Annotated in this window: 20 protein-coding genes; 18 read left to right on the top strand and 2 right to left on the bottom strand. The window is 54.1% G+C overall.

Features of this window, described 5'->3' with window-relative positions:
* Positions 1 to 360: 360 nt before the first annotated feature.
* From thrS to KVT34_RS14780, 3 genes are all read left to right on the top strand, one after another.
* A complete protein-coding gene (thrS, locus tag KVT34_RS14790; protein ID WP_217559525.1) occupies positions 361 to 2,295 on the top strand; it encodes a threonine--tRNA ligase in 1,935 nt (644 codons plus the stop codon).
* 238 nt (positions 2,296 to 2,533) lie between these two features.
* A complete protein-coding gene (locus KVT34_RS14785; RefSeq protein ID WP_217559761.1) occupies positions 2,534 to 3,394 on the top strand; it encodes a VOC family protein in 861 nt (286 codons plus the stop codon).
* A 466-nt stretch (positions 3,395 to 3,860) separates the two neighbouring features.
* Positions 3,861 to 5,606: a methyl-accepting chemotaxis protein gene (locus KVT34_RS14780; RefSeq protein WP_217559524.1), complete on the top strand. Its 1,746-nt coding sequence runs from the start codon at positions 3,861 to 3,863 to the stop codon at positions 5,604 to 5,606.
* Positions 5,607 to 5,789: 183 nt separating this feature from the next.
* On the opposite strand, the gene KVT34_RS14775 is transcribed toward KVT34_RS14780, so the two are convergent.
* Entirely contained in the window at positions 5,790 to 7,286 is a 1,497-nt protein-coding gene (locus KVT34_RS14775; RefSeq protein ID WP_217559523.1) for a mechanosensitive ion channel, read from the bottom strand.
* A 213-nt stretch (positions 7,287 to 7,499) separates the two neighbouring features.
* Between KVT34_RS14775 and KVT34_RS14770 the strand changes: the two genes are divergently transcribed.
* The 14 genes from KVT34_RS14770 (at position 7,500) to KVT34_RS14705 (ending at position 23,095) form a co-directional block, all read left to right on the top strand.
* Entirely contained in the window at positions 7,500 to 8,201 is a 702-nt protein-coding gene (locus KVT34_RS14770) for a 3D domain-containing protein (RefSeq protein ID WP_217559522.1), read from the top strand.
* Positions 8,202 to 8,359: 158 nt separating this feature from the next.
* Positions 8,360 to 9,400, top strand: coding sequence for a cell wall-active antibiotics response protein LiaF (liaF, locus tag KVT34_RS14765; protein WP_217559520.1), 1,041 nt, complete (start codon positions 8,360 to 8,362; stop codon positions 9,398 to 9,400).
* A gap of 12 nt (positions 9,401 to 9,412) precedes the next feature.
* Positions 9,413 to 10,450 (top strand): HAMP domain-containing sensor histidine kinase, encoded by a 1,038-nt coding sequence (locus tag KVT34_RS14760; protein WP_217559518.1) that lies wholly within the window; start codon positions 9,413 to 9,415, stop codon positions 10,448 to 10,450.
* Positions 10,447 to 11,109 (top strand): response regulator, encoded by a 663-nt coding sequence (locus KVT34_RS14755; protein WP_217559516.1) that lies wholly within the window; start codon positions 10,447 to 10,449, stop codon positions 11,107 to 11,109. Before KVT34_RS14760 ends, KVT34_RS14755 begins: the two co-directional genes overlap by 4 nt.
* A 115-nt stretch (positions 11,110 to 11,224) precedes the next feature.
* Positions 11,225 to 11,638: a YugN family protein gene (locus KVT34_RS14750; protein WP_217559515.1), complete on the top strand. Its 414-nt coding sequence runs from the start codon at positions 11,225 to 11,227 to the stop codon at positions 11,636 to 11,638.
* A gap of 232 nt (positions 11,639 to 11,870) precedes the next feature.
* Positions 11,871 to 13,481, top strand: coding sequence for a S1C family serine protease (locus tag KVT34_RS14745; RefSeq protein ID WP_217559514.1), 1,611 nt, complete (start codon positions 11,871 to 11,873; stop codon positions 13,479 to 13,481).
* A gap of 198 nt (positions 13,482 to 13,679) precedes the next feature.
* The gene (locus KVT34_RS14740) at positions 13,680 to 14,369 is read left to right on the top strand and encodes a response regulator transcription factor (RefSeq protein ID WP_217559513.1); all 690 of its coding nucleotides are present in this window, start codon (positions 13,680 to 13,682) and stop codon (positions 14,367 to 14,369) included.
* Positions 14,370 to 15,890 (top strand): sensor histidine kinase, encoded by a 1,521-nt coding sequence (locus KVT34_RS14735; RefSeq protein WP_042229336.1) that lies wholly within the window; start codon positions 14,370 to 14,372, stop codon positions 15,888 to 15,890.
* A gap of 45 nt (positions 15,891 to 15,935) precedes the next feature.
* Entirely contained in the window at positions 15,936 to 16,889 is a 954-nt protein-coding gene (locus tag KVT34_RS14730) for a 4-hydroxy-3-methylbut-2-enyl diphosphate reductase (RefSeq protein ID WP_217559512.1), read from the top strand.
* Positions 16,890 to 16,921: 32 nt separating this feature from the next.
* Entirely contained in the window at positions 16,922 to 17,473 is a 552-nt protein-coding gene (locus tag KVT34_RS14725; RefSeq protein ID WP_217559511.1) for a DUF2062 domain-containing protein, read from the top strand.
* A gap of 199 nt (positions 17,474 to 17,672) precedes the next feature.
* The gene (gene aroF / locus KVT34_RS14720; RefSeq protein ID WP_009676080.1) at positions 17,673 to 18,716 is read left to right on the top strand and encodes a 3-deoxy-7-phosphoheptulonate synthase; all 1,044 of its coding nucleotides are present in this window, start codon (positions 17,673 to 17,675) and stop codon (positions 18,714 to 18,716) included.
* 233 nt (positions 18,717 to 18,949) lie between these two features.
* Positions 18,950 to 20,374, top strand: a complete 1,425-nt coding sequence (gene glnA / locus KVT34_RS14715; RefSeq protein WP_217559510.1) for a type I glutamate--ammonia ligase — start codon at positions 18,950 to 18,952, stop codon at positions 20,372 to 20,374.
* Between the two features lie 164 nt (positions 20,375 to 20,538).
* On the top strand, positions 20,539 to 21,849 hold the full coding sequence (locus tag KVT34_RS14710) for a DUF1800 domain-containing protein (protein WP_217559509.1): 1,311 nt from the start codon (positions 20,539 to 20,541) through the stop codon (positions 21,847 to 21,849).
* Between the two features lie 16 nt (positions 21,850 to 21,865).
* Positions 21,866 to 23,095, top strand: a complete 1,230-nt coding sequence (locus tag KVT34_RS14705; RefSeq protein WP_217559508.1) for a DUF1501 domain-containing protein — start codon at positions 21,866 to 21,868, stop codon at positions 23,093 to 23,095.
* Between the two features lie 110 nt (positions 23,096 to 23,205).
* Here the strand turns inward: KVT34_RS14705 and KVT34_RS14700 are convergent, their stop codons facing one another.
* Positions 23,206 to 23,301 carry a YjcZ family sporulation protein gene (locus KVT34_RS14700; protein WP_217559506.1) on the bottom strand — a complete coding sequence of 32 codons (96 nt, stop codon included), beginning with the start codon at positions 23,299 to 23,301 and terminating at the stop codon, positions 23,206 to 23,208.
* 226 nt (positions 23,302 to 23,527) lie between these two features.
* Between KVT34_RS14700 and KVT34_RS14695 the strand changes: the two genes are divergently transcribed.
* Entirely contained in the window at positions 23,528 to 24,334 is an 807-nt protein-coding gene (locus KVT34_RS14695; protein WP_217559505.1) for a YheC/YheD family protein, read from the top strand.
* Positions 24,335 to 24,452: the final 118 nt, after the last annotated feature.

Here is a 24,452-nt window from a genome sequence, read left to right as displayed (position 1 = left end):
CGCGGCAGGCTTATAATGAGGGAATCAAAGGCTTTGACCGAAGACACGAACCGCTTGTAACACTGCTGCCAGAGAATGGGGCCCCGGCTGAAATCCCCTGCAGATGTACGGTATGTTTACCCCTTCGTGAGCCGCAAAGCGGAAACCGAACAAGAGCGGACGCAGGACGTCCGGTCCGGAAGTAAGCTTGGCCGAGTCATTCCCGTTACCGGATGCTGAATGAGGATTCGTCCGCATAAATCCAGGCGGTGAATCGAATGAGGGTGGAACCACGAGTCGAGCGCACTCGTCCCTTTCGGGATGTGTGTGCTTTTTTGCGCTCTTTTTTTGAAATTTATAGAGCTAAGGAGCTGACGAATCATGATTAAATTAACTTTTCCGGACGGTTCCGTGAAAGAATACGCCCCGGGTACAACGGTTGAGCAGGTAGCGGAATCCATTTCCACGGGCCTCAAAAAAAATGCGGTGATCGGCGTAGTGAACGGCCGTCAGGTCGATTTGAACGCTCCGATCGAAGAGGATGCCGAGCTTAAAATCGTAACGCTGGATTCCGAAGAGGGAGTCGAAGTGCTGCGCCACAGCACCGCCCACTTGATGGCCCAGGCCATCAAGCGTCTGTACGGAGAGCGTGCCGTGAAGCTCGGCATCGGACCTGTCATTGAAGACGGGTTCTACTACGATATCGATATCGAAAATCCGCTGACGCCGGAAGATCTGACGAAGATCGAGAAAGAAATGGCCAAGATCGTTCAGGAGAACCTGCCGATCGTCCGCCGTGTGGTCAGCCGCGAAGAAGCCATCGCGATTTTCGAAGAGCTCGGCGATCCGCTTAAGCTGGAGCTGATCCGCGACCTGCCGGAAGACTCCGTGCTGACCATTTACGATCAGGGCGAGTTTTTCGACCTCTGCCGCGGACCGCATCTGCCTTCCACAGGCAAAATCAAGGCCTTCAAGCTGCTGAGCGTTGCAGGCGCATACTGGCGCGGGGATTCCAAGAACAAGATGCTTCAGCGCATCTACGGAACGGCATTCCCTAAGAAAGCGGAATTGGACGAGCATCTCCATCTGCTTGAAGAAGCGAAAAAGCGCGACCACCGCAAGCTGGGCCGCGAGCTCAAAATGTTCACGTTCTCCAAAGAAGTCGGCCAAGGACTGCCGATCTGGCTTCCTGCCGGAGCCAAAGTACGCCGCATTATGGAGCGCTACATTGTCGATCTGGAAGAACGCCTGGGCTATCAGCACGTCTATACGCCGGTACTGGCTAACGTGGAGCTGTACAAAACAAGCGGACACTGGGATCACTACCACGAGGACATGTTCCCGAAAATGGTCATGGACAACGAGGAACTCGTTCTTCGTCCGATGAACTGCCCGCATCACATGATGGTGTACAAGAGCGACATGCGCAGCTACCGCGAGCTGCCGGTCCGTATTGCGGAGCTGGGGATGATGCACCGCTACGAGATGTCCGGCGCCTTGACCGGCCTGCACCGCGTACGCGCGATGACGCTGAACGACGCCCATATTTTCTGCCGTCCCGATCAGATCAAGGAAGAGTTCGCCCGCGTTATCAACCTGATCCGTCATGTGTACGAGGATTTCGGCATTAAGGATTACCGTTTCCGTCTGTCCTACCGGGACCCGAAGGATACGGAGAAATATTTCCCGAACGACGAGATGTGGGAAATGTCCCAGCGCATGCTCCGCGAGGTTGTGGAAGAAATGAACCTGCCGTTCTACGAAGCGGAAGGGGAAGCGGCTTTCTACGGTCCGAAGCTGGACGTTCAGATCCGCACGGCGCTGAAGAAAGAAGAAACGCTCTCTACCGTTCAGCTGGACTTCCTGCTGCCGGAGCGTTTCGAGCTTGAATACATCGGCGAAGACGGCCAGAAGCACCGTCCGGTCGTTATCCACCGCGGCATTATTTCCACGATGGAACGGATGACGGCATTCCTTCTGGAAAACTACGCCGGAGCGCTGCCGACCTGGCTGATGCCGGTACAAGCCAAAGTCATTCCGGTATCGCCGTCTTACGAGGCGTATGCCAATGACGTGACGGAGAAGCTGCTTGCGGCCGGAATCCGGGCGGAAGCGGACAACCGCAACGAGAAGCTCGGCTACAAGATCCGCGAAGCGCAGCTGGAGAAGACGCCGTATATGCTCGTTGTAGGGGAGAACGAAATGAACTCCGGCACCTTGTCCGTCCGCAAACGCGGCGAAGGCGACCTGGGCGTTCACAGCCTGGCGCATGTGGTCGGCCTCATTCAAGAGGATATCGCCAACAAGTCCAGATAAGCAGGCGGCAGCTATAGCGCTGTGGAGCCAGTCGGCCGAAGCGCCGGTTTTCTGCAAACAGCTTCTATAAAACCGCCAAAACAGGGGGAACCTCAATAAGAGGCGCTCCCTGTTTTTTTGTCATTGGACATTACCGAGTAATTAAACTATAATTACTTACAAAAAGTAACTAAATATATTTTGTCTTGCTCTATGCGCGGCATAAATAAACTTGAAAGAAAGGGTGACTCTTATGACAATGACGCCTGTTATCGACCCCCGGACTGAAATCGGTTATGTGCACATTAAAGTCGGCAGCCTCGCCCGGTCTCTTCCGTTTTACCAGGACGTGATCGGACTTAACCTGCTAAAACGGGACGGAGCTTTCGCCGAACTGACGGCGGACGGCAAGAAGCCTCTAGTTATTCTGGAAGAGCTGCCCGGTGCCGCTAAAGCACCGAAACGCGGTTATGCCGGTCTGTATCACTTTGCGATTCTTCTGCCCGACCGCAAAGAGCTGGGATTCGCGCTGCGCAGCTTGATCCGCAGCGGAATTGAGGTCGGCCAAGGGGATCATCTCGTGAGCGAAGCGCTCTATCTCGACGATCCGGACGGCAACGGCATTGAAATTTATGCCGACCGCCCCCGCGAGATGTGGCGGAAGGATGCGAACGGCCACTACGTGATGGCGACCGATCCGGTGGACTGGGAAAGCCTGCTGGAACTTGCCGGCGAGGAGCCGTGGAGCGGAATGCCTGCGGGAACGCAAATCGGTCATGTTCATTTCCATGTGACCGATTTGCGGGCGGCGGAGGCGTTCTACTGCGGCCTTCTGGGCTTCGAGATCACGCTCCGCTTCGGACCGGCGGCTCTATTCGTGGCGGCGGGAGGCTATCACCACCACATCGGGCTGAACACGTGGGCAGGCGCAGGCGCACCGCCCGCACCCGCCAATGCCGCCGGAATCCGCTGGTTTACCGTCGTGCTTCCCGATAACGGCGAGCTGGAGCGGATTCTGGCGCGCCTCCGGGAAGGAAGCGTGGATGCCGTATCCCGGGAAGACGGATGGCTCGTGACCGATCCTTCGGGAATCGGCGTACTGCTGACGGTACGGGATTAGCGGGAGCTGCACGCGGCGCACTGTGCGCGGTACGAAGCCTACAGCCGACCGGTCTGAACCGGCCAGATAAGGCTATTCCTATATCCGTGCCTTTTGCTCCAAACATTTGCCGCTTTACGACAGTTTGATTGGGATCATGAACTAAAAAAGGTTTCTAAAGCCGTTGAGGCAGACCACACCTATCACTAAATCAGGTGTGGTCTTTTGTTTTAATGGACTGAAAGCGGCAGGGGAATAACCACAATGGCTGGAGAGTACAGGCGCGAGAGGAGCCCCGTTGTACCCGAAGGTTGGCTTTATTTGCGAGTATTTTAAATCAATATAAAGAGGAAAAATAGGTGATTACAAGCTAAAAAATAAACCAATGAAGCATAGGATTGTCGAATAAAGGATTCTTATGTCATATCCTAGAATACTACACTTTGTTTAGTAGACCATTACCCAACATGGAAAGGGAGCCGAGACGATGGGGGAAGGTAAAAAGAAAACAGGATTAACTTTTTTTTCGAAAACTTTGATTTTTTCTATTTCAGGAATCGTTCTAGCGTGTATGATCATGTCAGTGATTAGTTACGTTGTGATGAGTCGTGCGCTTACCGGCAGCTTGGAGGAACAGGCGAAAGGAATCGCGACATTATGGAAGAACAGATTTGAAGTGGAAGACTTGAAAAAAGGGAAGGCAACTCCATCTTTAGATTCAACCGTTCAGAAAAAGCTTGTGTCCTTACTGGATGAATTGTCAAAAGGAAATGCTAATGTAGCGCAAGGGTTCATATTCGAGCCGGATGTCGTGGACGGTGCAAAAACGAGGGTCATATCTAACCCTACTCATTTATTAGAAGCGGGAATTAAACCCGGAGAATTGTTTGATCAGCCGCCTGAGATGGTTAAGGCCTTCCAAACATTAAAGCAAACGAAATCGCCGGTCATTCCGCCTATTTACAAGGATGATATCGGATCATGGCTCACTGTATTAGTCCCGGTCCTGGATGAACAGCAGCAACTTGTCGCCGTATTTGGGATTGACGTGAATGCATCGGTAATTTCAGAACAACAGTATAAATTGATTTGGTCTTTAGTGATCGCTTCCCTGTTGTTTTTGGTTGTTGGGGTTACCATACAAATTTTTGGTCTGAAAAAGTTACTACGTCCTATCCAAGAATTAATTAGTGGCGTCGGAAAGATCAGCAAAGGTGACCTTACACAAAAAGTGGTTGTCCACTCAAATGATGAACTGGGACAATTATCTGAGAGTTTCAATGAGATGGTCCAATCGTTACATAGTACCTTGGAGCAAGTACAAGTCACTGTCGAACAAGTGGCGAGCTCCTCGGAACAATTATCGGTTAGCGCAGAGGATTCAACAAAGTCGTCTACGCAAACAGCTGCTATCGTCCAAGAGCTGGCGACCGGAACGGAAATACAGGCGGGAAATATTGATCAAACCAATCGTGCTATAAACGATATATCGACAAGAGTAGGACAAATCGAATCCAATTCCCGGGTGGTCATGGATAAGGTGATTATCGCGACAAACCGTGCAACGGAAGGAAATCAAGCGATTGCTATGGTTGTCAGACAGATGAATTCTATCAGTTCTACAGTGAACCAATCCGCTGAGTCTATGAAATACTTAGTAGATAACGCTCTTCACATAGGAAGAATTGTAGAAGTGATTAATACAATCGCGAATCAAACGAATATGCTAGCCTTAAATGCTTCTATAGAAGCATCCCGCGCCGGAGAACATGGACGTGGATTTGCTGTGGTTGCAGGGGAAGTGAGAAAGTTAGCCGAACAGTCATCTAACTCGGCCCAACAGATTACGTCCTACGTGGAGAGTATCCAAGATGGAATTCAAAACGCTGTCCAGTCTATGGAGCAAGGTACAAAAGAGGTTAATGAGGGACTGAATTTGGTGAACCAAGCGGGATCATCGTTTAATGAAATTCGGAATGCGGTTGACGAGGTGTCGCTGAATATCGAAGTTGTTTCTACCGCGCTGGAAGAAATGACGTCTCGTGTTTCCGAGGTTCTAACCTCGATGAATCGAATTTTGGACGTCACCAATGAGGTGGTAGGCGGAACGCAGAATATTGCGGCCTCGACGGAGCAGCAGTTAGCTTCTATGGAGGAGATTACGTCATCTGCAAATGTACTGTCCAGTATGGCAGAAGAGCTCCAAGAGAAAACAACGCAGTTTAAGTTGTAACAGGATTGTCGGGGGCGGTTCGCGAAACCGGCTCTCTTGCACGGGCGCGCCTGTGCCGCCGCTTATCTGCGGGACTGTAGCCAGCAGCGCACACTCATCATGAGACACCGGGCGGCCGTCCCGCAACCGCAAAAAAAAGCACCCTTCGGAATTGATTCCGGAGGGTGCTTTTTGCTGTACGCCTTACATTGAAATGTTGTCGTGGTCCTTGCTGTCCTGTTTCTTATCCCAGAAGCGTTTGACGGCCGGAATGCTGCCGATCCCGACGGAGATAATAAAGGCGGCGCCGAGAGCGACCATGACCACCATGTAACCGGATGTGATAATGACCGAGCCCAGTCCGATTTCCGTCAGACCGATGACGACGGCCAGAACGATGATAACCGGCTGGACAAACCCTTTAAGCGGATTGCCCGGACGAATCATGCGCTCAGCGAAGCCGGCCAGGATAATGCCGATCAGAACGATGATGACGATCAGAATAAATTTAGGCAGCATCACCATCAGAGCGGCGAATGTTGCAGAGATAAATTCCAGATCCAGAACGTTCGTCGATTCGACGAGGAAGAAGCCGAATACGAAGACGGCAATCAGAGTCGCGATCCATTTCGTGATAGGCAGAACGGAGACGGATGCGGCCGGATTTACGCTGCCCGGCACGCCCATTTCGGCACCGGCACCGGCTGCTTTGCGGCGGAACATCGGCATCAGGCTGTTCAGCTTGCTGTCGATATCCATCGGCGAAAGCAGCGTAATGATGAGATTGCGGACGATTTTGGCCAGAATGTAGCCGATGTAGAGCAGGAACGCCGCGATGAGAATCTTCGGAATCCAGGCCATGACAAGATTCAGGATGCCTTGAGCCGGAACCCGGATGGATTCGATTTGCAGCAGGTTAAGCGCTTGTACCGCGATCGGGAACAGAATCAGGAAATACACGATGCTGTAAACGAACTGGGATACGTTCATGCCGGCTCCGATCCAGCGCTGAAGATTCAGCGAGGACGTGAGGGTGGAAGCCAGTTTGGCCACGAACTTGGCCACATAATGACCCAGTACGATAAGCAGAATCGCACCTGCGAGAAGAGGCAGATAGCCGATGACCATATTGATGACCGCGCTGATCGGCACGGAAATGGCCGGAATCTGAAGCGAAGCCAGAATGCTCGGCGCGAAGAGCAGAATCACGATGGCATAGGCGATGTTGCCGGCCACCTCGCGGTAATGCACCAGACTCGGCATTTTGCTTTTAATCGTATGGGAGCCGAAGAATCCGGACACGACGCTTTTGAGCATAGAGCCGAGAATATGAGCGACTGCCGCAAGCAGCGCCGCAGCCAGCAGGTGAGGTATGTAAGAAGTGATGATGGCGATGAAACCGACGAACGGATTCAGCACATTCGTGAAATTCAGAAGTTCAAGCACGACGAGAAGGGTGACGAGAATAATGAAATACTTGACTACCTTGGACACAATCCGGCTGACGGAGCTGTCCGGAGGGAAAAATTTTCTTCCGCGGGCATCCACGTTCGCTTTTAGAAGTCCTTTATAGACGGCTTTCGAAGCGGCGCCTGCTATCCATAAACCAATGATCAGAACAAGAACGGCCCCAATGAGCCTCCAAATGGAATTTCCGTTCATCATGAGAAAGTTCCATTCGCCCCAATTCCTTACGTCCATTCGATCATCCGCCTTTCCTTTTAGGTTGTGATGGGAGTTGATTTCCCACCCTATTTACCCGGCCGCCCGCAAGTTAAACCCTGTAAAAAACTAGGAATCATAGCGTGCATAAAATCCGTATTCCAAGGAAAACCTTACTTTGCAAAGATTGGAGAATGTTTAAACTCTTTTAAAATTGGACAAACTCTTATAGTAGGGGGAGGTATCGAACAAATGTTGCCTGATTCAAGCAATCCGACCAAATGGTTCAGTATGGTTATGATGTTGAACATCGCTCTTGTCTTGTGCGGTCAAGATCAAACAAGTCTGACAGGATTAACAGATACAGCGGCACTCGAGAAAAAAATCGCTCCCGCGATTTCGGGATTAGCATCCCGCCAAACATCCGAAGCATCCGAGAAGCCGGTCCAATCTCAGAATGGAAGCGCCGACGCTCAAGCCGCTTCCGGCCAGTCACGCAAAGTCAGCTATAAGCTGATGCCCGATTCCAGTCAGGATCTATCCCAATACAAGGCGGTAGAAGTGGTAGCGACCGGCTATTACTCGGGAATCGAATCCACGGGCAAAAATCCGGGGCATCCGGATTACGGCATCACCAAATCCGGCATTAAGGTCAAACGGGACGAGCATTCGCTGTCGACGATCGCGGCGGACCCGAGAGTGTTCCCGATCGGAACCGTCCTTTATATACCGGGTTACGGATACGGAATCGTAGCCGATACGGGCGGGGCCATTAAAGGCAAAAAAATTGACCTTTATTATGAAACGAAAGACCAGATCTACAAAGAATGGGGTAAGAAAACTGTCAATGTCTTTGTCGTCAAAGAAGGTACAGGCAAAGTGACCCAGATGATCTGGAACCAGCTCGTACAGGAAATTTTCAAAAACAATCCTGTCGATACACCGGAAGCCTAAACATTCACATACACCGCACAAGAAGCGTCTGCGATTTCCGCAGGCGCTTTTTCTCGGTCTCGGGACCGAGTAAGGAATCAACCCTTTGTCTCTTTTCAGAAAAGATGGACAGAGGTACACTTAATTCAGGAAAACGAAATTCAACGGGGGAATAAATCATGAACGGTTCTATGTGGGGAAGATTGGCGGGAGGCTTTCTCCTGATTGCGATCGGCCTGCTGTTTTTCCTGAAACAGCTCGGCTTTATCTCCTTGAGCATCGGAGAGCTCATTTCGACCTTTTGGCCGCTGTTTCTGATATACGCGGGACTGATGAGCGTGCTCTTTAACAGGGGGAGGCAGGACGGAGCCTGGGGGCTTATCCTGATCCTGATCGGAGGTATTTTCCAGCTCCGTAATCTCGGATGGGCTCCTTACTCTCTTGGAGAAATGTTTCAGTTTCTCATTCCTGTCGTCCTGATCATTTTCGGAATCAAAATGATTTTCGGCCGGAAAAGCTCCCGCCGTCACGATTCGGAATACGGCGGAAGCCGAGACGAGCACAGACATGGGCATGGACATGGAAATGGGCATTGGGGAAGCGATTGGGAACGTAAAATGGAGGACAAGTGGGAGGAAAAGGCGCGGAAATGGCAGGAGAAAATATCCAGACGCGAGGCTAGACGCGCCAGGAAAGCCGACTGGAAGAACGACGGCGGTTATCCCGAAGCCGGTGAGGCAAACGGGGGATCCGGTTATGCACCGCCTCCACCGCCACCGCCATCGGCGGGAGGTTCTTATAAACCCGGGCCGGACTACCACTATGTGAATTCCTACGCCCCTCCGCAGAACAAATCCGGTTTTATCGGCGATGTGTATATGGGACAGGATTACTGGGAGCTGACGCCGCTTAACATCTCGCACTTTATCGGCGACACCTCGCTGGATCTGACAAAAGCGAGCATCCCGATGGGAGAAACGCGGATCAACATCTCGGCATTTATCGGTGATGTGAAGGTTTTCATCCCGAGCGATCTCGATGTGGAGATCAGCGTAACCGCATCTTCTTTTGTCGGCGATATGAATGTGCTGGAGCGGCGCGAGGACGGAATCATGCGCTCGATGAATTACCGGACGCCTTATTACCAGGAAGGCGCCAAAAAAATCAATCTTCACGTATCGATGTTCATCGGAGATATCGTCGTGAAGAAGATGGGTTAGGAGGCTGGACGCATGATAAAGCTGTGGAGCATGAAATGGCAGCTCATGCTGTATTTCCTGGCCTCCAGCCTTCTGACCCTCGGCATCTTGGGCTTTGCGCAAATCTATATGCCTTGGGACACGGCAGGCGGCGGGTGGAAGTTCGGCCTGGCCGTTTTTGCCGTGCTGTTGGGGCAGGCGGTCGGTTTTGTGGCCTCCCGCACCTTCCAGCGCAAGGTGGATGTGCTGCACATCGCCATGCTTCAGCTGGCGAAAGGCAACTTGAAGGATCGGATACAGATCGATCCCATCGATTCTTTCCATCCCGTCTACAAATCGTTCAACGAGATGGCGGGGGCGCTTGAAGAGCGGACGCGGCTGCTGCAGGAAATGGGGGAGGAACGCTCCGTGATGGAGCGCGGCTCCGTCGAGACAGCGGTGGTCGAGGAGCGCCGGAGGCTGGCCCGGGATCTGCACGATACCGTCAGCCAGGAGCTCTTCGCGATTCACATGTCGGCTTCTTCACTGCCGAAGGTGATCGGGCACAATCCCGACGTCGCCGGTCAGCTGATGGAGCAGCTGATCCAGATGTCGCATCATGCCCAGAAGCAGATGCGGGGGCTCATTTCCCAGCTGCGGCCGATCGAGCTGGACGGCAGCACGCTGGAGCAGGCGCTGGAGAAATGGTTCCCGGAATACTGCCGGGCCCATGAGCTTCAGGGCCGCCTGGATGTAGAGACCGAGCAGCCGATCTCCGAGGCGATCGAGCATCAGCTGTTCCTGATCATCCAGGAGGGGATGGCCAACGTCGTCAAGCATGCTTCCGCTACGGAAATCGAGCTGCAGCTGCATGACTCCGGGCGCCAGTATGTGCTCCAACTGGCGGACAACGGCAAAGGCTTCGAGCGGAGCGCGATCTCGTCCGCCTCCCACGGCTTGTCCACGATGCGTGAACGCGCGCAGAAGCTGGGCGGAGATGCCGAGGTCCTCAGCGGATCGGGAAGCGGGACGACAGTCCGTGTACGGATACCGAAATTTGTGAAAGAGCCGAAAGGGGAAGCTTCGCTGTGAAAGAACAAATAAAAGTGATGGTGGTGGACGACCACGATATGGTGAGGGTCGGTCTGCGCACGTATATTATGCTCGATGAGGAACTTAGCGTCGTGGAGGAAGCGTCGAACGGGGAAGAAGCGCTGCGCAAGCTCGGAGCGCTGGACGCTGAACGCATTCCCGATGTGATTCTCATGGATCTGACCATGCCGGTTATGAACGGAATTGAGGCCACCCGGGAAATTACGCAGCGTTTTCCTTCTATTAAAGTCATCATGCTGACCAGTTTCCTGGAAGAAGACAAGGTCGTTCAAGCGGTTGAAGCGGGCGCGATCTCTTATGTGCTCAAAACCATCTCCTCGGAGCAGCTCGCTCATGCGGTCAAGGGAGCCGCCACCGGCATGCCGGTACTTAACCCCGAGGTTTCACTTGCGCTGACCCGCGGGCTTAGGCAGCGGTCGTCGCAGACGGAAGACGAGGGGCTTACGGCGCGCGAGCGCGAGGTGCTTTCCCTCATTTCCGACGGCAAATCGAACAAGGAAATCGCCGAGGCGCTGCATATCAGCATCAAGACCGTGAAGACACACGTGAGCAACTTGCTCATGAAGTGCGAACTGGACGACCGCACCCAGCTGGCTATTTATGCTCACCGCAAGGGCTGGGCCGGCACCGGAGCCTGACGCGGGCCTCCGCGCCGCTCCGCTTTTTCCAGCCGCTCATAAAAGAAGGCAGAATTACGCAACCTATTGCTGCGCGGGTTCATTTTCAACGGCGCGATGAAGAGGAGGTTGCCTTGTGAAAGCTTTGAATTCCTCACTCCAGGAAACGGTAGAAGCGTTTGATAATGTCCGGGACTATTTGCACACGTTCGAGTTTACATTAGGCGGGAACTGGGAGTACGATCACGGCTCGTTCGACCGCTATCTGGATGAGGCGCACAAAGTGTGGCTGCGCATCCCTTTTGAAGTGACGGAAGGGACTCTGGACGGCGATACGGACGAAACCGATGCGATGGTAAAAATCGGGACGCCTTACGTGCTGAAGCACGTTTACAATGAAGGCAACGATCCCGAAGCCCATATGATGACGGTTTCCGCGCTGGTGAACCAGTTTCAGACCCCGCTCGATCCGGACGCCGAGATCGAAAGCGAGTGGATCGGAAAAGCGGAGCAACTGATGAGGGATGTCGAGCGGAAATGGCTGCACTAGGCGTCCCTGCCGCATGCTTTTTAGTAAAAAGGACCCAGATCGACAGATGCCGGCCGGTGAGCCGGCTTTTTTACCTCCATTTTATTGAATTTTAAGGTTTGCTTAAGGAAGGAAGTCCATTATAAAAGTACAGAGACGGTGAACAACACGGATTACAAAAAAAGCCTTCATGTCAACCGTCCTTCGTTTTTTATACTCTTTTTCCTAACTTTTATAAATGGAGGAATTTGCCATGGATGATTATAAAAAAGAATTCGGCCCTGACCGCAGCAACGATTCGGATTTGAACCGCGACCGCGACCGCGAGCGTGAACTGGAAAGACGGGAGGCCGGCTACGAACCCGGATACGACTCTCGGCGCGAAGAAGCGGCGGCGCAGGAGAAGCCTTCCTACTACTATTCTTACGGCCCCCACAAGACGGGCATGACCGAGGAGACGCCTAACCCGGAATCGGATACGACCGCCTACTCGAACCGTGAAGGCTCAGCGCCTGTGGAAGTGACGCCTCCGAAGCCGGTAAGACCCTTCTCCTTCAGCGGAGACGGTGCCCCTAAGCAGGGCGGAGGCTGGAACGGCAGCGGACCCGCCAAGAAGCGCTCGTCTCTTCGCAGCGGATTCGCCGCTTTCCTGGCCGGTGCGGTCGTCGTGAGCACGCTCATGTTTGCGGCCGACAAGACGAACCTGTTCACCGGCAAACAGCCGATGACCCTGCCGGGCGCGCAGCCTAATTCTTCTCAGACGGTAGCGGCGGGCAGCGCAAGCAAAGTTTCGCTGGACTCGGCCCGTCCGGACAACATCGCCCAGATTTTCGCCCAGGCAAGTCCGGCAACCGTTAAGATCGAATCTTACGTCAAGACGAAAAGCAGCTCCCAGAAGAGCCAGATGAACGATCCTTTCTACCGGTTCTTCTTCGGCGACCAGGGAGACTCCGGGAAGCAGGACAACGGTTCGGGCAAAAGCGACGGCACCCTTCAACTGGCGGGCAGCGGAACCGGCTTTATTTTCGAGAAAAGCGGCTACATTCTGACGAATGAGCACGTAATCGACGGAGCCGATGAAATCCGCGTAACCGTTCAGGGTTACGACAAGCCGTTCGTCGCCAAGCTTCTGGGCAACAGTTACGACCTTGACTTGGCCGCGATGAAAATCGAAGGCGACAAGGACTTCCCGATTCTGCCGATCGGCAAAGCGGACAGCCTGAACGTAGGAGACTGGGTGGTCGCGATCGGCAACCCGTACGGATTCGACCATACGGTAACGGTCGGCGTGCTCAGCGCCAAGGAGCGTCCGATCACGATTCAGGATGAGCAGGGAACGCGCAACTACAAGCACCTGCTGCAGACGGACGCGTCCATTAACCCCGGCAACTCCGGCGGCCCGCTGCTCAACATGAACGGCGAAGTCATCGGGATCAATACGGCCGTAAGCTCGCAGGCGCAGGGGATCGGGTTCGCTATTTCGGAAAGCACCTTCTCGACCGTTCTGGATAACCTGAAGAACAACGTGACGATTCCGAAGGAGAAAGCTCCGTATATCGGCGTGAGCCTTCAGAACGTGGATAAGGAATGGGTCAGCGAGCTGAAGCTGCCGAACACCGAAGGCGCGATTGTAGCCGAGGTTACGCGCAAGAGCCCGGCCTTCCAGGCAGGTATGCGCCCTTATGACGTCATCGTCGACGTGAACGATCAGAAAGTGACGAATTCACAGGATGTGACGACCAAGATCCAGGCCCTGAAAGTGGGGGACAAAGCCAAAATCGGCGTGATGCGTGACGGCAAACGTGTCGAAATTAACGTCACCGTCGGAGACAAAAACGCAGCGGATACGACCGGGAAGAAATAACGGTCGGACTGCCGCGCCATGCGGAGCAGAGAACGGCAGGGATGCCGTTCTCTGCTTTTTTTCGGCAGCTAGCCGTGCTTTAAGAGCGGAGCGTGTCCGAGATTTTGCTCCAACGCCGAATTTGATACAATAGAGGGTAAAAGCATCCCGCGAGGCTGTCTGCAGCCTGAATCCATCAACAGAAGGGTGAAATCATTCATGCGTGAAACGATACTGGTTATAGATGACGACGAGAAAATTACGTCCATGCTGCGGCGCAGCCTTGCCTTCGAGGGCTATACGATCGTAACGGCCAACAACGGCAACGACGGCTTGAAAAAAATGCTGGAGCAGGAGCCCCACCTGGTCATTCTGGACGTGATGATGCCCGTCGTGGACGGGTGGGAGGTCTGCCGGCGAATCCGCGAAAGCGGAAGCAGCGTGCCGATTCTCATGCTGACCGCCAAAGACGAAGTCACCGACCGGGTGAAGGGGCTTGATCTCGGAGCGGACGACTACCTCATCAAGCCATTCGCGCTGGAAGAGCTGCTGGCCCGCGTGCGGGTGCTGCTGCGCAGACGGAGCGAACGCGCCGAGCAGCCGACGAACCGGCTGCACTACGACAACATCACGCTGGATATGGATACGCGCGAGGTGTTCCGCGAGAGCCAGCTTATCGAGCTTACGACGAAGGAATTCGACCTGCTGCACCTGTTTATGCAGAATCCGAAGCGGGTTCTCTCCCGGGACATCATCATGGAAAAAATATGGGGATACGATTACAGCGGGGAATCGAACGTACTCGAAGTGTACATTGCCCTGCTCCGGCAAAAAACGGAGGAGTACGGCCATAAGCGCATTATTCAAACCGTGCGCGGGGCCGGTTATGTGCTGAGAGGAGAGAACTAGATGTCTATCCGCCTCCGGCTGACGCTGTGGTATTCCGGCATTTTGTCGGTCACGCTGCTGCTGTTCGGCTTCGGCCTCTATTTATTTCTTTCCTTTTACATCTACAACGATCTGGAAAAACAACTGGGCCGCACTTGGACGGAGACGTACGAGCGGATCAAGCCGCTTGCCGCCCCTTCGATCCGGGGAAGGGTTCCGATCAAGCTGGAGCTCGACAACGTGGATATGTTTTCGGAAAACACGCTCCTGCAGCTTGCCAGTTTGAACGATACGGAAGGCCCCGTTATTCACGACCGGTCTTCCGTTCTTAAAAATCTGGAGCTGACGCTGCCCATTACAAACAATGCGGCGCAGAAGCTGCGGGGCAAAGATTCGCTTGTGGTCGAGCGGCTGAACTTGAAGGTGATGGACAAATCGTATCCGATTATTCTGGTCAGCCGGGGGTTTGACATTACCGATCCGGTAACCGGGAATAAGTTGACCCGGGGCGTGCTTCAGGTCGGGGCGACCATCAACTACTACGAGAACTTCTTCAACCTGCTCCAGTATACGCTGGCGATTCTCGCTATGCTGACGGTGCTGATCGCCGGAACGCTCGGCTGGTTCCTCGCGAGGAAGGCTCTGCGGCCGATTGAGCAGGTCATCGTGGCTACGCAACAGATTGAGAAGGGCACGGACCTCGACAAGCGGATCTTGTACGACGGGCCCGAAGACGAGATCGGGCGGCTCACCGTCACGATCAACGGCATGCTCGGCCGGCTCCAGCTCGTATACAGCGAGCTGGAGGAAGCTTACCGCGCTCAGCGCCGGTTCGTCTCGGATGCTTCCCACGAGCTGAGGACGCCGCTGACGACGATTCGCGGCAACGTGGAGCTGCTCGAGAAGATGTGGAGCCGCACGCTGACAAGCGGACAGGCCGGCGGCCAGGACAAAGAGCAGATGGAGATGTCCATCGAGGCGATGCAGGATATCGCCGGAGAAGCCCATCGGATGAGCCGGCTCGTCAACGATATGCTGTCGCTGGCGCGGGCGGATGCCGGCTTCGAGATGCAGCGGCAGCCTCTTGAGCTGCGGCCGCTGGTCGAAGAAGTCGCCCGGCGCGCCCAGTTTCTGCCACGCCAAGTGCAGTGGGAAGTGGGAGACCTGGAGCCGCTGACGGATGTGGTCGTAGTCGGCAACAAAGACTATGTCCAGCAACTTTTGTTCATTTTTATCGAAAATGCCTTTAAATACACCGAGGAAGGCAGCGTCCGGCTGGATGCCCTTCGCTCCGGTGACCAGGTCGGCCTGCGTATCGCGGACACGGGGATCGGGATGGACAAGGAAGAGGTTCCGCACATTTTCGACAGGTTTTACCGGGCGGACGTTTCCAGGGGAAGGACGGCGGGCACCGGACTCGGCTTATCGATCGCGAAATGGATTATCGACGAGCATAAGGGCTCCATTGAAGTAAAAACCCGCCAGGGAGAGGGCTCGACCTTTATCATTTGGCTGCCCGTTGTCTTTCTTCCCGTGTCCTGATCGGCTATAATGAAAGTACGAACGACAAAAAAGGTGGTGCTATCGTTGAAAGTCGTCAAAATTTCCCCAAGGGGCTATTGTTACGGCGTGGTGGATGCAATGGCGCTTGCAATGCAAACCGCCAAGAATCTGGATCTGCCGCGGCCGATTTATATACTCGGTATGATTGTTCATAACTCGCACGTAACCCGTTTCTTCGAAGACGAGGGGGTTATCACGCTGGACGGTCCTAACCGGCTCGAAATTTTGGAGCAGGTAACGAGCGGTACCGTTATTTTTACGGCACACGGCGTTTCGCCTGAAGTCCGCCGCAAGGCACGCGAGAAAGGCTTGACGGTTGTTGACGCAACTTGTCCGGATGTAACGAAAACACACGATCTGATCCGCGAGAAAACGGCGGAAGGATACGAGATTATTTATATCGGCAAGAAAGGCCATCCCGAGCCGGAAGGCGCCGTCGGCATCGCTCCCGAGCACGTCCATCTGATTGAGACGCTGGCGGACGCGGAGGAGCTGAATATCGCTTCTTCCAAAATTCTGATCACCAATCAGACGACGATGAGCCAGTGGGACATCAAACATATTATGAAGAAGCTGCTGGAGAGTTTCCCGACGGCTGAAATCCATAACGAGATTTGTCTGGCGACGCAGGTCCGTCAAGAAGCGGTTGCGGAGCAGGCGAAGGAGACGGATCTGGTCATCGTGGTCGGCGATCCCAAAAGCAACAATTCGAACCGGCTGGCCCAGGTGTCTGAAGAGATCTCCGGCGTCAAAGCGTACCGGGTTTCGGACGTTTCCGAAATCGACAAGAGCTGGCTGATGGGCGTCCGTACGGTCGGCGTGACTTCCGGCGCTTCCACACCGACACCGATTACGAAGGAAGCGATCGCTTATCTGGAGCAGTTCGATCCGGCCGATCCGGCTACATGGGGCATTACACGGACCGTGAATATGAAGAAATTGATTCCGATGGCCAAAACAAAGGCTGCCGCTGAATAACCGGCCTAATTTACAGGATAGGATGAGGCACCATGCAGGTTAGTGAAGGGGCACTCCGTAAAAAGTTTGATCTTAAACAGATGGGTCGCTGGTTTAAATACAAATATTTTCTGCTGCTTCGCGCCAAGGGCGGGCCTTCGATGGTCGCCACCGGATTTTCCATCGGACTGGCCGTTGAAATGTTCACTCTTCCGACGGTCGGGCTGGCTTTTTTTCTTATTTTTCCCCTCGTATGGCTGCTGCGGGGCAATTTTGCGGGTGCGCTGATCGGATTCGTGTTCGGTAAAATCATTTACGTGCCGATGGCGATCCTGTTTAACAAACCGGTGGGTTCGCTTGTCGTTCCTCCGGGCTTCAAGGAGTACCTGATTCACCACGTCCCCGCTTTTCTTGCGAATGTCCTGAAAGGAAGCCTGGAGCTGATCGTCGGCGGAATGATCGTCGGGGGCATTCTCGGCCTGATCATGTACTTCCCGATCATGCTTCTGCTGAGGCTCCATGCCAACCGGCGCAAGGACAGGCGCAGACTGCGCAAGGAACATCAGCACGCTATGGCTTCCGGGCTACCGGGCGACGCGGATTGACGTGGACAGATGCACAGGCCTCGCGGCTTAATAGAATAAACAGACAGATGCAGGCTTGACGGATAATCGTCAAGCCTGTTATTATTAGTTTAGCGAATCACTTTAATGGATAAAAGCGTAGAAGCTAAAAAGCTTAAAAGCAAACAAGCGTTGAAGTACGAAGGTAACCCATTATTCTACATTCAGGAGCGTGAGCGGAATGATCGTCATTCTTTCAAATAAGGTTGAAGAAGCCCGTATTCAGGAAATCGTACACATCATCGAGAAGCATGAAGTAAAAGCGCACGTATCGCACGGAGAAGACCGTACGGTTATCGGCATTATCGGGCAGGCCGATCCGGTATTGGCCGAGCAGCTGCGCCAGCTGAAGGGAGTCGAGCAGGTGGTCAAAATTTCGAAGTCCTACAAGCTGGCAAGCCGCGACTTCCATCCGGCGGATACGGTGATCCGCATCAAGGATGTGGAGATCGGCGGCGATCAGCTCGTGGTCATGGGCGGCCCGTGCGCCGTCGAGACTCCCGAGCAGATCGACGAAATCGCCCGCCTGGTCAAGGCGGCGGGCGGACAAGTGCTCCGGGGCGGCGCTTTCAAGCCGCGCACGGGCCCTTACAGCTTCCAGGGCGTCGGCGTGGAAGGGCTTGTCATGATGGCGGAAGCCGGACGCAAGCACGGCTTGCTTACGATTACGGAGGTCATGACGCCGGAATATGTGGATGTCTGCGCGGAATACGCGGATATACTGCAGGTGGGCACCCGCAACATGCAGAACTTCGACCTGCTGCGTAAGCTGGGCTCGATCCAGACGCCGGTGCTGCTCAAGCGCGGCTTCAGCTCGACGTACGACGAATTCCTTAATGCGGCGGAGTACATCCTTGCGGGAGGCAATCCGAATGTGATGCTCTGCGAACGCGGAATCCGAACATTCGAGACGTACACCCGCAACACGCTCGACCTTTCGGCGATTCCGGTGCTTCAGAGCCTGAGCCATCTGCCGGTCATCTCCGATCCGAGTCACGGAACGGGGCGCCGCGAGCTGGTCGAGCCGATGACGAAGGCGTCCGTGGCCGCCGGAGCGAACGGCCTGATCATCGAAATGCATACGGACCCGGACAATTCGATGACCGGAGACGGCGTTCAGTCCCTGTTCCCGGACCAATTCGCCAAGCTTCTTCAAGATCTGGAAAAGCTGGCTCCGCTTTGCGGCAAAAGATTCGACACCGCCAAAACCCCTGTACTTGTCTGATTCGACAGGTTGTCCGAGAATCCCCGAAAGTCCCCCAGAACAGCTTAAAAACCGGAGAAATCCGGTTTTTTTGTTTTTCATGTAACATTACCTGACATTCGTTAAAAAAATACCTGACATGAGTATTGACGACATTTCTCCGGCCGCTATATAATATGAAAAAAGATCGAATGAAAACTGGAACATTACACAGGGGAAACGGTGTTAATGTACGGAATTAGGAGGGTTTACACATGTCAGTTCAGGACGTATTGAACATTATCAAGGAAAAAAACATTGAGTGGATCGATTTTCGTTTTGTGGATCTTTTAGGTAAGGCGCACCACATTTCTCTCCCGGCTTGCGAAGTCGAGGAAGAAACTTTCGAGAACGGAGTTGCTTTTGACGGTTCCTCCATTCATGGTTTCCGCGGCATTGAAGAGTCGGATATGGTCATGATGCCTGATACGGAGTCGGTTTATGTCGACCCTTTCACCGCTCACCCGACGCTGATCGTCATGTGTAACATCCACACGCCGGACGGCGAGCGTTACGAGCGCGATCCGCGCAGCATCGCACAGAAGGCGGAAGAATTCCTGCAAACAGCCGGCGTAGGCACGACGGCAAACTTTGCCCCCGAGTCCGAGTTTTTCATTTTCGACGATGTCCGTTACGAAAGCGGCATGAACACCTCTTACTACTCCGTTGATTCCGAAGAAGGCGCATGGAATACCGGACGCAAAGAAGAAGGCGGCAACCTGGGCTTCAAAATCGGCGTTAAAGGCGGCTACGTGCCGGTTCAGCCGGTCGATACCCAGCAGGACATCCGCAGCGAAATGTGCCGTCTGCTTCAAGAATCGGGCCTTCGCATCGAGCGTCATCACCACGAAGTGGCGACAGCCGGTCAAGCGGAAATCAACTTCCGTTTCGATACGCTGACCAAAACGGCCGACAATCTTATGAAATACAAATATATCATTCACAACACGGCAAGACAGTACGGAAAAGTCGCAACCTTCATGCCGAAGCCGCTCTTTGGCGACAACGGATCGGGTATGCACGTTCATCAAAGCATTTTTGACGGCGACACGCCTCTGTTCTACGACAAAAACGGATACGCCAACATGAGCGAAATGGCTCTGCACTACATCGGCGGTATCCTGTACCATGCACCGGCTCTGCTCGCTCTGACGAACCCGTCCACGAACTCGTTCAAACGTCTCGTTCCGGGTTACGAAGCTCCGGTCAACCTGGTGTTCTCCAAAGGAAACCGTTCCGCAGCGGTCCGTATTCCGGTTGCGGCCGTAACGCCGAAAGGCTGCCGCATCGAATTCCGTACGCCGGATTCCACGGCTAACCCTTACCTGGCTTTCGCGGCCATGCTGATGGCCGGTCTGGACGGCATCAAGAAGAAAATCGATCCGCGTGCGCTCGGCTACGGTCCGCTGGATAAAAATATCTACGAGCTGTCCGACGAAGACAAATCCGAAATCCGCAGCGTGCCGGGTACCCTGGACGAAGCTCTCGACGCTCTGGAAGCCGATCACGAATTCCTGCTCGAAGGCGACGTGTTCACGCAAGATTTCATCAACAACTATGTCGACATCAAACGCGGCGAAGCGAAAGATGTTGCGATCCGTATCCACCCGCACGAGTACTCCCTGTACTTCGGCTGCTAATACCTCCACTTTCCTCCTCATTCAGGCAGGCAAAACTCCCGGACATTTCCCAAATGTTTCGGGAGTTTTTGTTTTCCTAACATTCTCTTAGCATGTTCCTAAATCGCATGTCATATTTTGGTTGTATAGTAAGTAGGAAGTAAAAGAATTAGGTGGTGTGCAGCATGAAACCCTGGACCGAAAAGGAAGTCCTCCATCTGCTGGGGAGAGCTTCTTTTTCCGCTACGCCGGGAGAAGTGGATAGATGTCTGAAGTTAGGCCGGGAAGAGACGGTCCGCAGGCTCACCTCGGGCCAGCCTCTGGCCGACGGAGCCGCCTCCGCCCTTGTATTCTCGGAGGTAAAAGCGGACGAGAAGCCGCTGATTGTGACGGGGATGGGCGACCAGCAAACGTACTGGCTGTACCGGATGGTCGCGTCATCGGCTCCGCTGGTGGAGAAAATGACGCTGTTTTGGCACGGACATTTTGCTTCGTCCCAGTACAAAGTGAGCGACATCAAGCTCATGGTGCGGCAGAACGACCTGTTCCGGCAGCACGCCCTGGGCAGTTTCCGCAAGCTGACCGAAGAAATCGGCCAAGACCCGGCCATGATGCTGTATCTCGATTCTTACGCGAATCAGAAGGGAAGTCCCAACGAGAACTACGCCCGCGAGATGATGGAGCTGTTCACGCTTGGCATAGGCAATTACACCGAACAGGACGTGAAGGAAGCCGCGAGGTCCTTAACCGGATGGAGCTACAACCGGAAAACCGATATCGTCCAGTATCAGGAATCGCGGCATGATGCCGGACATAAGGTTTTTCTGGGCGAAGCGGGATATTTCGATTCCGCCGATGTGGTGCGTGTCGTCTTCAAGCAGGCGGCGCTCCCGAAGTTTCTGGCGACGAAGCTGCTCCAGTACTTTGCGACGGAAAACCCGTCAGAAGCCTGGATAGACCGTGTCGCTGGCAATATTGCGAAGATGCCGACGATCGGGAACGTGCTGTACGAGTTGTTTGTTTCCGACGAATTTTACGAGGAAGCCTACCGGATGTCTCTTATCAAAAATCCGGCGGAGTACGTGGCGGGCGCGATGAGGACCCTGGAGCTCCCTCTAACGGCGACTTTCCGTGCGAGTATGGGGCTTATGGGCATGGATCTTTACGCGCCGCCGGATGTCTCCGGCTGGAAGGGAGGGGCTTCTTGGCTGGCGACAAGCCGCCTGATCGCACGTTACCAGTTCGCCGAGAAGGTAGCCAAACGCGTCACGGATGACCAGCTCCAGTCTTTGGTCCCGCAAGGGACGGAAACCGGTCCGGAAGCGTATGTGGAAGGGTGGAGACGCGGCATGGGGCTGGCTCCGCTCGGCAAGAACACGATGAATGTGCTGACGCAGTACGCTGCGGAGACGATCGTGAATTCGAAAAAACCGGCCGGAGGCAAACGGAGCCTGCTGCAGCTTCTGCTCATCAGCCCGGAAGCGCAGATGAAGTGAGCGGAGGACTACGGATATGAATTTAACGAGAAGAGAATTTCTGATCAAGGGAACGGCGCTGATAGCGGCAATCGGCATCGGAGGCCCCCTGCTATATGCGGACAGTAAAAATATACTCAAGCTCGGACCGCCGGCGGGGGCAAAAGACCGGGTTCTTGTCGTGGTCCAGCTTTCCGGCGGCAACGACGGCCTCAATACGCTCATTCCGTATGGAATCGGAGCGTACCACGACGCGAGGCCGCGCCTTCGTCTCCAGCAGCATGAGGTGCTGGATATCAACGGTCAGCTTGGCCTGCACCCTAGTCTCGCCCAGCTTCACGGGCTGTACCAGCGCGGAAAGGTCGCGATTGTGCAGGGCGTCGGCTACCCGAAGCCCGACCATTCCCATTTCCGTTCCATGGAGATCTGGCACACCGGGGAGCCCGAGAAGCGGATCAGCGACGGCTGGCTGGGGCGCTACGCTTTTTCGTCCCTGGATACGGCGAATCCGCTCCGGGCCGTCCAGCTTGGGAAGACGGAGACGCGTGCTCTCCGGCACGATTCCATCTCGCTTCCCGTGGTGTCGGCGCTGGATTCCTACAAAATCTTTACCAACAAGCCTCCCGATCCGGACCGCGGCCGTCTGAACAAGGCTTTCCTGGATATGTACAACCTGAACAAGCAGACCGCTCCTCTGCGGGTAGCCTGCTCCAGCGGGATCGAAGCTTACCGCAGCGTGGAAGCGATCGGCTCTCTGCAGCCGGGTTACACGGCGGGCGCGCCTTATCCGGACACCTCGTTCGCCAAGGACTTGCAGCTTGCCGCGCAGCTTATGGCGTCCGGCTCCGGCACCCGGGTCTTCTATACGCAGTTGGGTCCGTTTGACGATCATGCCAACGAGAAGGCGCATCATGCTTCCATGCTGACCACGCTGGACGAAGGGCTCGGCGCGTTCTACCGCGATCTGGAAGCTCACGGCCTTCAGGATCAGGTCATGGTCATGGCGTTTTCCGAATTCGGCCGGAGAATGAAGGAGAACGGCAGCGGCGGGACAGATCATGGTACCGCGGGGCCCGTTTTTCTGCTGGGAGGCGGAGTGAGCGGCGGGCTTTACGGGGCCTATCCGAGCCTCACGAAGCTGGACAAGGGAGATTTGAAGGCGGAGCTCGACTTCAGATCGGTGTATTATACCGTCGTGGAGAACTGGCTGAACGGAGACGCCCGCAGCGCGGTCGGGCGCTTGTACGAGAAGCTCTCGTTCGTTTAGACTCTTTGCTCCATAATGCCTGTCAGGCCCAGCTAATGAAAGAAAGACCGTTTTCCCAAGGGGGAGAACGGTCTTTCTTGTCGTTCAAGCATCAGCAGGCTTGAGTTGAATTAGTAAAGGAACGATCTGCTGATGATAACCAATAGAATGAAGAGAACCAGAATGGCACCTGTGCTTGTAAAACCGCCGCCGTATCCTCCTGACATTTCGCATGACCTCCTTCTTAATGGAGTACGTGATATCGTATGCGCGGTGAAACCGCAGGGTATGGGTGGGCAGTGCCCAAGTATGCGGGCGGCCCGAAATCCGCACGTTTTGGCTTCTGCGGCCGTATGATAGAAATCAGATGAATAGATCTAACAAAATCGCCGGTTTACTTGCCGGTTTTCGTTTACACGTCAACTTGCATATGGAGAATACGGGAGGCTGGCCATGGATTCACAAAACGTTCTGCCCAATACCAAACTGGGTAAAAACCAATTTTTGAATCGGCACTCGGAGCTGAAAAAGTTTCAGCCGGATACGGCACAGGCAACGAAAGATCATCTGTACGACTTTCTTAAACGGTACCGGATGGTGTACGTCAAGCCGAACAACGGGACTGGCGGCAAGGGCATTTTTAAGGTGGAATACAGCCCGAAGGGCGGTTACCGGTATCAGATCAACGAGACGAAAAAGAAATTCGAAACATACGATGAGCTGTACCGCACGATGTCCAAACTTTTCGGGGACTCGAAGCATCTCGTACAGAGGGGTATTCATCTTCTGACGAACAAGGGCAGACCTTTCGACATCCGGATCATGGTACAGAAAAATTTGCGGGGCGATTGGGAAAACACCGGCATTATCGGCCGTGTAGCCCACCCGGATAAGATTGTGACCAATTATCACCGAGGCGGAACCCCGACGGAAATTTCGAAGCTTTTGAAAGAGTATATGAAAAAGGAGCAGGTGCCGGATTACGTGGCAAAGCTGAACCGGCTTGGTCTTGAAGTCGCCCAATATATGGAGACCGGCTATCCCAAAGTAACGGCGATCGGCGTGGATATCGCGTTGGACAGTGTGCTGAAGCCCTGGATACTCGAAGTGAACACCAAGCCGGACGCTTCTATTTTCAAAAAACTGGACGACAAGAGCATCTACCGGAAAATATGGAAGTACAAAAAAGCAAACCGGATCATCGTCCGCAGAAGAAAACTCGTCAACACCTCTACATTCCTGCCTCTTACCCGGGTATAGACAGTAGGACCGGAGGCGCTCGGAAAAAACGTATAAAAAGGGTGCAGGAGAATCTCCTGCACCCCTTTTTTACGCTTTAGCCGAAGACCGCTCATGAGGGAATGCCGCCCCGTCGGAT

It is taken from the genome of Paenibacillus sp. GbtcB18 (genome assembly GCF_019091125.1).
GTDB classification, from domain to species: domain Bacteria; phylum Bacillota; class Bacilli; order Paenibacillales; family NBRC-103111; genus Paenibacillus_F; species Paenibacillus_F chitinolyticus.
The sequence above is the reverse complement of the archived record's forward strand: the minus strand, read 5'-3'. Positions and strand labels throughout refer to the sequence as shown.

Coding starts and splice junctions, on each gene's coding strand:
- thrS (WP_217559525.1), top strand. CDS start 361: ATGATTAAATTAACTTTTCCGGACGGTTCCGTGAAAGAATACGCCCCG.
- KVT34_RS14785 (WP_217559761.1), top strand. CDS start 2,534: ATGACGCCTGTTATCGACCCCCGGACTGAAATCGGTTATGTGCACATT.
- KVT34_RS14780 (WP_217559524.1), top strand. CDS start 3,861: ATGGGGGAAGGTAAAAAGAAAACAGGATTAACTTTTTTTTCGAAAACT.
- KVT34_RS14775 (WP_217559523.1), bottom strand. CDS start 7,286: ATGGACGTAAGGAATTGGGGCGAATGGAACTTTCTCATGATGAACGGA.
- KVT34_RS14770 (WP_217559522.1), top strand. CDS start 7,500: ATGTTGCCTGATTCAAGCAATCCGACCAAATGGTTCAGTATGGTTATG.
- liaF (WP_217559520.1), top strand. CDS start 8,360: ATGAACGGTTCTATGTGGGGAAGATTGGCGGGAGGCTTTCTCCTGATT.
- KVT34_RS14760 (WP_217559518.1), top strand. CDS start 9,413: ATGATAAAGCTGTGGAGCATGAAATGGCAGCTCATGCTGTATTTCCTG.
- KVT34_RS14745 (WP_217559514.1), top strand. CDS start 11,871: ATGGATGATTATAAAAAAGAATTCGGCCCTGACCGCAGCAACGATTCG.
- KVT34_RS14740 (WP_217559513.1), top strand. CDS start 13,680: ATGCGTGAAACGATACTGGTTATAGATGACGACGAGAAAATTACGTCC.
- KVT34_RS14735 (WP_042229336.1), top strand. CDS start 14,370: ATGTCTATCCGCCTCCGGCTGACGCTGTGGTATTCCGGCATTTTGTCG.
- KVT34_RS14725 (WP_217559511.1), top strand. CDS start 16,922: ATGCAGGTTAGTGAAGGGGCACTCCGTAAAAAGTTTGATCTTAAACAG.
- aroF (WP_009676080.1), top strand. CDS start 17,673: ATGATCGTCATTCTTTCAAATAAGGTTGAAGAAGCCCGTATTCAGGAA.
- glnA (WP_217559510.1), top strand. CDS start 18,950: ATGTCAGTTCAGGACGTATTGAACATTATCAAGGAAAAAAACATTGAG.
- KVT34_RS14710 (WP_217559509.1), top strand. CDS start 20,539: ATGAAACCCTGGACCGAAAAGGAAGTCCTCCATCTGCTGGGGAGAGCT.
- KVT34_RS14705 (WP_217559508.1), top strand. CDS start 21,866: ATGAATTTAACGAGAAGAGAATTTCTGATCAAGGGAACGGCGCTGATA.
- KVT34_RS14700 (WP_217559506.1), bottom strand. CDS start 23,301: ATGTCAGGAGGATACGGCGGCGGTTTTACAAGCACAGGTGCCATTCTG.
- KVT34_RS14695 (WP_217559505.1), top strand. CDS start 23,528: ATGGATTCACAAAACGTTCTGCCCAATACCAAACTGGGTAAAAACCAA.